A 9,091-nucleotide genomic window follows, 5' to 3' on the forward strand; every position below is an offset into this window, starting at 1 on the left:
TGACATTGCGATGGCAAGCCCTGTTTTATTAAGAGTCATGTTGACTACTCCCTTTCCTGATTGAAATGACTACACGTGAACTTTGTGCTGCTTCCTTGCTGATGGAAGCGAAAAAATTATAGGTATGGGCTGGTGTGAGTGTTTCTCACAAATGAGAAAGTTGTCACTAGCGGATAAAAAGGAGAGTGATGATTAAATCAATTGACCTGTAAAAGCTCTTTTCTATAAATGGTTTAGTTGAGGGCATTCAAATCAGGGTGCTTTGCGTATGAAAAGTAATGGCCGATAAGGCTGAAAAAGTAGTTTTTTGCTCATCAGATGAGTCAGACAGTAAAACAGCGTCTAAACCAATTCTTATACCTTTTAAGCTCAAGGTCCCAGTAAGAACAAGTAGTTAAATTTGGATAGGTGGAAAGGTGCCGAGTGAAGATGTGAAAATGCTCAGACTTTTTAAGCCTTTTACTCTGCCACAGCGCCAGTGAATTCAGCCTGAGCTGCTATATTTTTTCTATTAGGAATGGTTTTGGTCATCATTTTGGTGTCCAGACGACACTGGCGTATGCGGGGCCTAGTTCATGTGCCAGTCAATAGTGGTGGGTATTATGGGAATCAAGCACCTTCTCCATTTAGCGGAGAATAATCTCCAAACCAGTTTGATCGAGAAGCAGTTATCAATCGTGCCTGAAATAAAAGTCAGAACGTGTCTACCAGAGGAAGCTGTGTTTTGCAGTCATACAATGAGCATCGACCTTGTGTTGATAGATTATGACTTCATGAGGCGACTTGAATCCAGAGAGGAACTCCCTGACTTCGATCTGTTTGCTTGGCCGTTAATGATTCATAACGTACCGAGTCATAATGTCGAGAATAAATTGCTACGGTGGAAGCTGCTGAAAGGAATTTTGCTGCAAAGTGCTTCAGTGGATCATATCAGTGAGAGTGTGGAATACATATTTCAAGGCGGGTTGTGGCTACCAAGGGGTTACTTAGAAGCGTTAATCAATAACTACCGACATTCGAATATTTCGATGGATAGTCAACACGACTCGCTGACCAGCCGAGAAAGGCAAATTTTAGAGCTGCTAGCCTATGGTATATCGAATCAGCAAATCGCTTCACAGTTGTTTTTGTCAGAGAGCACAGTGAAAAGCCACATCTATAAGTTGTACAAGAAGCTGGATGTGCACTGTCGCAATGATGCCATCAAGGTAGTGCGAATGAATGGCGGATTAACCGCACAATAAGACCTTTAAATCGGGTGCCGCGTCGACAACCCAAGTCATTCGCACTAAGCCAGTATTTTGAGGCTACTTGGATATAAACAAAATATTTTATAATCAAGGGGATGCTGTTAGCATCCCTTTATGTTTTCTGGCAGGGAATGGTTTATGGAACACAAACAGATAGCGATTACTGAGTTTGGCAACGCTGACGTTCTTGCAATTCAAACCGCAGCGACACCGACACCTCTAGCGGGGGAAGTGCTTGTCAAAGTGGCGTATTCGGGCGTCAATCCTATTGACGTAAAAACACGAGCAGGGCTAGGTTGGGCTGCCACGCAAAACAAAAATAACTTACCTTGGGTTCCTGGTTACGACATTGCTGGTCACGTTGTATTGTGTGGAAAGGGGACATCGCGCTTTAGTGAGGGTGATAAGGTGGCTGGGTTTATAGGCTTTCCAGTGCGAGGTGGCGGTTATAGTCAATACGTTTGTGTTCCCGAATCTGAGCTTAGCCATGTCCCTGATAGCGTGACATTAGAAGCCGCCGCAGCGCTACCATTGGCAGGGCAAACGGCGAATCAAGCTCTAAACAAAGCGAATGTGACGGAAAGTGACCGCGTTTTAATCTTGGCGGGCGCAGGAGGGGTTGGTCATATTGCAGTACAAATTGCTATCGCGACGAAAGCGAAAGTCTTTACCACGAGCAGTGAACGAAATTTACACTACCTCGCTGCACTCGGCGCACATGCAGTGAACTATCAATTTTCACCAGTGTCAGAAAGTGTTGAAGATGTGGATGTTTTGATTGATCTTGTCGGTGGTGATACCGCCATAGATGCACTTAAATGCCTTACCGCTAATGCTCGAGTCATCACGGTTCCGACCATCACTGCACAGCAGGTTTGTGAACAAGCTAAGCTGTTGGGTTTTGAAGCCAGTGGTATGCTAGTTGAGCCTGAACGCGAGCAATTGGATGCCTTACTCCATATGGTTGGGGATGGGGCGCTGAAAATGGAAATACAGCGGGTTTATCCGATGTATGAGATGATTAAAGCTCACGAACAGGTGGGGTCAGGAAGGACACGAGGCAAGATCTTGCTTGATATGACATGCTAGAGACATTTAATGTTGCTTTTGAAAACCTAGCTCTCTGGTTTTCTGACTCTGCATTATGGGTACTGTTCATGACAGGCTTTCTCAGTGCGACCTTATTTCCGGGGGGCTCTGAAGCAGGATTGATCGCTACCTTATCGTTAAAACAATACTCATTTGTTTCTGTCATTATTGTTGCCACCATTGGGAATACCCTTGGTGGTCTTACTAATTACTGGCTTGGGTTGTGGATTCCAAATAAAACCCAAGATGAGAAACACGCTCATACCGCATTGAAGTGGTTATCCAAATACGGATATTGGGGGTTATTTTTTAGCTGGTTGCCAGTGGTTGGTGATCCGCTGTGTTTAGCGGCAGGATGGTTAAGGATGAAACTTCTGCCGTGTTTGGTTGTTATATTTTTTGGCAAAGCAGCAAGGTATAGTTTGTTGACTGCCATCTATCTCGGTTTATTTTAAGGAAAGCGCATGAGAATGTTTTGGGTAAGCGCGTGTTCACTGTTAGTGATAACGGGCTGCGTATCAAAATCCCCAGTATCATTATTGCCTGATGGGGTGACGTTTTTGGAGTCATCAAAAGCAGAAGAAGGCAAAGTAAAAATTCCATACCAGAAATATCAACTTGATAATGGCCTTACGGTGATTCTGGCACCAGAAGACTCTGATCCATTGGTTCACGTTGATATGACTTATCACGTCGGCTCAGCTCGTGAAGAAATAGGCAAATCAGGCTTTGCACACTTTTTCGAGCACATGATGTTCCAAGGCTCTGAGAATGTAGGTGACCAAGAGCACTTTAAGATCATCACAGAAGCGGGTGGCACGTTAAATGGTACCACTAACCGAGACCGCACCAACTACTTTGAAACAGTTCCCGCTAACCAACTAGAGAAAATGCTGTGGTTAGAGTCGGATCGTATGGGCTTTTTGTTAGATGCGGTATCGCAGCGTAAGTTTGAGATCCAACGTTCAACGGTAAAGAACGAACGTGCACAACGGTATGATAATCGTCCGTATGGTTTGATGTGGGAGCGCATGGCTGAAGCACTGTATCCTGAGGGCCACCCCTACTCATGGCAAACCATAGGTTACGTTGAAGATCTCGATCGTGTTGATGTGAACGATCTCAAAGCCTTCTTCCTACGTTGGTATGCGCCAAATAATGCTGTGCTGACCATCGGTGGTGATATCGATGTGGAACAGACACTGGCGTGGGTGAATAAATATTTCGGCTCGATCCCTCGAGGTCCAGAAGTTGAAAATGCACCTAAGCAGCCTGCAAAGCTAGAAGAAAGCAAGTTCATCACTTTAGAAGACCGTATTCAGCAACCCATGGTGATGGTGGCATGGCCGACGACTTACAATGGTGATGCAAACCAAGCCTCGCTTGATACGCTATCAAGCGTGTTAGGTAGTGGCACCAATAGTGTGCTGTACCAAGACCTAGTCAAAAATCAGAAAGCGGTTGATGCTGGTTCTTTCCATGATTGTGCTGAGCTGTCTTGTAACTTCTATGTGTATGCAATGGGGGACTCAAGGGATAAAGGCGATCTTACCAAGCTCTATAGTGAACTGATAGCGTCGCTGGATAAATTTGCTAAAGATGGCGTAACCAAAGATCGCCTTGAGCAGCTCAAGGGCCAGGCAGAAGCAGACGCCATATTCGCTCTAGAAAGTGTCGAAGGTAAAGTGACGCAATTGGCGTCTAACCAAACTTTCTTTGGCAATCCTGATCTTATCGAAGAGCAACTGGAACAGCTTCACGCAGTGACGCCAGCATCCGTTGAAAAAGCATACCGTGACTTCATTCAAGGTAAGAACAAGGTAACACTGAGCGTTGTGCCACGCGGAAAAACTGAATTAGCAGTAAAACCTGCGACGTTCGTGACCCCAAAGCGTACTTTGCCAAAATACGAAAAGATCACCGATGACCAATTGGCGTACCGCCGAGCTACGGATAACTTCGACCGTTCAGTGCAGCCGCCTGTTGGGGTGCCAGTAAAAGCAACCATGCCGAAGCTGTACGACATCCACTTTAAGAACGGCTCTGAGTTATTGGGCACCATGAGCAGCGAGACGCCAACTGTGACCATGCAGTTTAGCTTGCCTGCTGGTACACGCTTTGTTGCGAAAGGCAAAGAAGGTCTTGCTCAGCTGACTGCTGCGATGTTGCAAGAAGGCACAACCAAGCGTTCAGCTGAAGAAATTCAAGCAGAATTAGATAAGCTAGGCAGTGTTATTTCTGTAAATACGTCGGGTTACACCACCGACATCAGCATTTCTGCTCTGGAGAAGAATTTAGCGCCAACACTTAAGATTGTTGAAGACATGTTGCGATCGCCGGCATTCAAGCAAAAAGATTTTGACCGCGTGAAAGCTCAAGCACTAGAAGGTCTGGTGTACGAACATCAAAAACCAAGCTGGATGGCATTACAGGCAAGCCGACAAGTACTGTATGGCGATTCTATATTTGCACGTCCAAAAGATGGCACCAAAGCAGGGTTGCAAGCGCTGACATTGGATGATGTGCGTGATTTCTATACCAAACACTACACGCCACAAAGCGCGCAGATCATTGCTGTTGGTGACATCAGCAAAGCAGATCTTGAGAAGCAGTTATCTTTCTGGGCTAGTTGGAAAGATGAAGCGGCGCCATTGTATGCGCCACAAGCTATCGCACCATTGGGCACACAAAAGGTCCATTTGGTGGATAAACCAGGTGCGCCGCAAAGTGTCATTGTAATGGCTCGCCAAGGCATGCCTTACGATGCGACGGGTGATTTCTATTTAAGTCAACTTGCGAACTTTAATTTAGCGGGTAACTTTAATAGTCGTATTAACCAAAACCTTCGTGAAGACAAAGGCTACACTTATGGCGCCTCTGGTTACTTCTCTGGCAATGTAGAAACCGGGTCGGTTATTTTTACGGCTCAAGTGCGTGCAGATTCTACGATTGCGTCTATTATCGAGATGGAGAACGAGATGAACGAGTTCTCACAATCGGGCATGACTGACGATGAATTGAAATTTATGCGCCAAGCGGTCGGTCAAAAAGATGCACTGAAATACGAGACGCCAGCACAGAAAGGTCAGCTGATCAGTGATATTTTGAAATACAACTTGGACAAAGACTACATCCAGCAACGCAATGCTATTGTTGAGACGGTCGATAAAAAGACGCTCAATACTCTTGCTGAAAAATGGTTTAAACCGGATGACTATCAAATCATCATCGTCGGTGATGCAAAATCCCTTCGTCCTCAACTAGAAAAGTTAGGGAAAGACGTGGAAGAGCTTGAAATCATTCGATAGAGTACATATTTAATAGCGGAGAGGAGACTCTCCGCTATTTGTTGCTAACGAAATAAATGGCTTTTGATGGGTTATCCATCTGGATTTTTACATACCAATAACTTAGCTTTCACTTGCCACGCTTGGCGAGTGTCCTGCTCCCAATATAAGCGAACCTCATTTTGACTGATTTTGCTGCGCGACTAAAACAAGTTGCATCAAACCCAGAAGTATTTAAGCAGTTTGGACGCGGTGTTGAGCGAGAAACTTTGCGTTATCGTCAGGATGGACACCTAGCAACAACACCTCATCCAAAAGGGTTGGGCTCAGCGTTCACAAACAAATGGATCACGACTGACTTTTCAGAGTCTCTACTGGAATTCATTACACCAGTATCGCACGCGATCCCTGAATTGATGGGGCAGTTAAAAGATATCCATCACTTCACTCAAAGCAAAATGGGCGAAGAGAAGATGTGGCCACTCTCAATGCCATGTTACGTGGGGACAGAGGATGACATTCAGCTTGCTCAGTATGGTTCATCAAACTCAGCAAAAATGAAAACGCTTTACCGTGAAGGCCTGAAGCGCCGTTACGGTAGCTTGATGCAAATTATCTCGGGCGTGCATTTTAATTTTTCTTTCCCAGAGTCATTTTGGGACGCCTTGCATGGTGAACAAGATGAAGAAGCACGCCAAGACACGAAATCAGACGCGTACTTTGCGCTGATTCGTAACTACTACCGCTTTGGCTGGATGATCCCGTACTTCTTTGGTGCGTCACCGGCATTATGTTCCTCCTTCATTCAAGGCCGTGAAACGGATCTGCCATTTGAAAAAATTGGCGGCACGTTATACCTGCCAAAAGCAACCTCTCTGCGTCTCAGTGATCTCGGATACACCAACAGTGCGCAAAGCGTACTTAAGATTGGTTTTAATTCTATTGACCAGTACCTAGATGGTGTAAGTGACGCGATCCGACGTCCATCGGAAGAGTTTGCTGAGATTGGTGTCAAAGTGGATGGAGAGTATCGTCAACTCAACTCAAACATTCTGCAAATCGAAAACGAGTTGTACGCTCCAATTCGTCCGAAACGTGTGACCAAGAGTGGTGAAAAACCTTCTGAAGCACTCAAGCGTGGCGGTGTCGAGTACATTGAGGTTCGCTCGTTAGATGTGAACCCATTCAGTGCGGTTGGTGTGAGTGAGGAGCAAGTGCGCTTCCTTGATCTATTCCTGACGTGGGCTGCTCTTTCAGACTCTGACCCGATGGATAATTGCGAGTTTGCATGCTGGCGAGATAACTGGAACAAGGTGATTGTCTCCGGTCGTGAGAAAGGTTTGATGCTGCAAATTGGTTGCCAAGGCGAGCGTTTGTCTCTGCAAGATTGGGCGCATCGAGTGTTCGCTGATCTTCGTCAGATCGCGATTGAGATGGATACAGCGACCGGAGGCAAAGAGTATCAAGCAGTTTGTGAGAAACTCGAATCTTGGATCGATGAACCAGAGCTGACCATTTCTGGTCAAATACTTGAATTGACAAAAGAGCATGGTGGTCTGGGTAAAGTAGGTTGTGCGCTTGGTATGAAGTTCCGCGAAGAAAATCTCGCGCATAGCTACGAGCAATATTCAGCCGATGAAATGGAAACTGAAGTCCAGATATCGATAGAGAAACAAAAGCAAGCAGAGCAAAGTGATACGTCATCTTTCGATGAGTTCTTAGAAGATTACTTTGCTTATCTCAAACAATAATCAGTAGTAAGGGCACGGATTGGACATTAAGCCGATAGCGGTGTCTGTGCTTGGGAGCGTGATTTTAGCTGGTTGTGCGACCGCGCCCCCAAAGCAACAAGACAATCTATGTGAAATATTCCGAGAAAAATCCGGCTGGTATGAAGATGCCAAAGACATGGAAGAGCGGTGGGGCACGCCAATCAACGTGGCCATGGCGATCATTAAACAAGAAAGCAGCTTCCGCCATGATGCTCGACCACCAAAAGATTATGTTCTTGGTTTTATTCCATGGGGTCGAGTCAGCAGCGCATATGGCTATGCTCAGGCGCAAGACCCAGCATGGGATGATTTCCAAGATGCGACGGGGCAAGGTGGCTCCCGCACCAATTTTGATGACTCAATGATGTTTGTGGGTTGGTATACTCATGAAACTCGCCGACAATTGGGTATTTCTTTATGGGACCCTTACAAACAGTATCTTGCGTACCATGAAGGGCGCGGTGGATACAAACGTGGCACTTATAACAATAAACCGAGCTTGATTAAGGTAGCGAGACGCGTAGAGAAAACCGCAAAGTCCTATGGCTGGCAGTTAAAACAATGTCGTCAGGAATTAGAAGACAACAGCAGCTGGTTTTTTTAGCGAACGCTACCCATTGATTTCGGTGAGAAAATAAACAAAAAAACAAAAATAACGACCGATGCCTATGAGTGTTGGTGGCTAGAATCAGGAGAAATGTAATGCCTTTATTAGATAGTTTTACCGTAGACCACACACGTATGAATGCGCCAGCAGTTCGTGTGGCTAAAACGATGCAAACCCCAAAAGGGGACACAGTTACGGTATTCGATCTACGTTTTACTGCGCCAAACAAAGATATCCTTTCGGAGAAAGGTATTCACACACTGGAGCATTTGTATGCAGGGTTTATGCGCAATCATCTAAACAGTGAGTGCGTTGAGATCATCGATATTTCACCAATGGGTTGCCGCACTGGTTTCTATATGAGCTTGATTGGTACGCCTCTAGAGCAGCAAGTCGCTGACGCTTGGATGGCAGCGATGGAAGATGTATTGAAGGTGGAAAACCAATATAAAATTCCTGAACTGAATGAGTACCAGTGTGGTACAGCAGCGATGCACTCTCTGGATGAAGCGAAACAAATCGCGCAGAGCATTCTTAAAGCAGGTATTACGGTGAATAAGAATGATGAACTTGCACTGCCAGAGTCAATGCTAAAAGAGCTCAGCATCGACTAACTTTGCTTGTCGATTCGATGGTTAAAAAAGAGCCTGACAAACGTCAGGCTCTTTTTATGTTTCATTGGTTTGAAAAGTCGAAGCAATCATTCGCTGCCCTTTTTCAGTTTTGGATATACTTTCACCAACTTAATACGATTCTCTTCAACCTGAATGATTTCCATTGGATGCCCAGAAACTTGCACGCTCAAGTGGCTCTCAGGAATGTCTTCTAAATGCTCTAGAATCAGGCCATTCAAAGTACGTGGACCATCGGTGGATAGCTTCCACTTTAAGCCTTTGTTGATATCACGAATATTGGCGCTTCCCTCAATTAAGAAGCTACCATCGCCTTGCGGAGTAATTTCTTCCGACAAACTTGGTGCGATAGAGGTGGTAAATTCACCAACAATTTCTTCCAAGATATCTTCCAATGTCACTAAGCCATTGATGTCACCATATTCGTCAACAATTAAACCGATACGCTGCTTGT

Annotated in this window: 8 protein-coding genes; 7 read left to right on the plus strand and 1 reads right to left on the minus strand. The window is 45.3% G+C overall.

All coding sequences use genetic code 11. The features are described from left to right. Positions 1 to 602: 602 nt before the first annotated feature. The 7 genes from AND4_RS17840 (at position 603) to luxS (ending at position 8,619) form a co-directional block, all read left to right on the plus strand. Entirely contained in the window at positions 603 to 1,244 is a 642-nt protein-coding gene (locus AND4_RS17840; RefSeq protein ID WP_009844389.1) for a response regulator transcription factor, read from the plus strand. Positions 1,245 to 1,388: 144 nt separating this feature from the next. Beyond that, positions 1,389 to 2,339: an NADP-dependent oxidoreductase gene (locus AND4_RS17845; RefSeq protein WP_009844390.1), complete on the plus strand. Its 951-nt coding sequence runs from the start codon at positions 1,389 to 1,391 to the stop codon at positions 2,337 to 2,339. Beyond that, on the plus strand, positions 2,333 to 2,794 hold the full coding sequence (locus tag AND4_RS17850) for a YqaA family protein (RefSeq protein WP_009844391.1): 462 nt from the start codon (positions 2,333 to 2,335) through the stop codon (positions 2,792 to 2,794). Before AND4_RS17845 ends, AND4_RS17850 begins: the two co-directional genes overlap by 7 nt. Positions 2,795 to 2,803: 9 nt before the next feature. Continuing rightward, complete coding sequence (locus AND4_RS17855; protein WP_043991871.1) at positions 2,804 to 5,647, plus strand: pitrilysin family protein; 2,844 nt, start codon at positions 2,804 to 2,806, stop codon at positions 5,645 to 5,647. A gap of 161 nt (positions 5,648 to 5,808) precedes the next feature. Beyond that, positions 5,809 to 7,377 carry a glutamate--cysteine ligase gene (gene gshA / locus AND4_RS17860; RefSeq protein ID WP_009844393.1) on the plus strand — a complete coding sequence of 523 codons (1,569 nt, stop codon included), beginning with the start codon at positions 5,809 to 5,811 and terminating at the stop codon, positions 7,375 to 7,377. Between the two features lie 19 nt (positions 7,378 to 7,396). After that, positions 7,397 to 8,002: a hypothetical protein gene (locus tag AND4_RS17865; RefSeq protein WP_009844394.1), complete on the plus strand. Its 606-nt coding sequence runs from the start codon at positions 7,397 to 7,399 to the stop codon at positions 8,000 to 8,002. A gap of 98 nt (positions 8,003 to 8,100) precedes the next feature. Next, positions 8,101 to 8,619 carry an S-ribosylhomocysteine lyase gene (luxS, locus tag AND4_RS17870; RefSeq protein WP_009844395.1) on the plus strand — a complete coding sequence of 173 codons (519 nt, stop codon included), beginning with the start codon at positions 8,101 to 8,103 and terminating at the stop codon, positions 8,617 to 8,619. Positions 8,620 to 8,705: 86 nt separating this feature from the next. Here luxS and AND4_RS17875 read toward each other — a convergent pair. Next, positions 8,706 to 9,091 (minus strand): transporter associated domain-containing protein (locus AND4_RS17875; protein ID WP_009844396.1); only part of this gene is annotated, 386 nt, incomplete at its 5' end.

The sequence above is a fragment of the Vibrio sp. AND4 genome, from assembly GCF_000171815.1.
GTDB lineage: Bacteria > Pseudomonadota > Gammaproteobacteria > Enterobacterales > Vibrionaceae > Vibrio.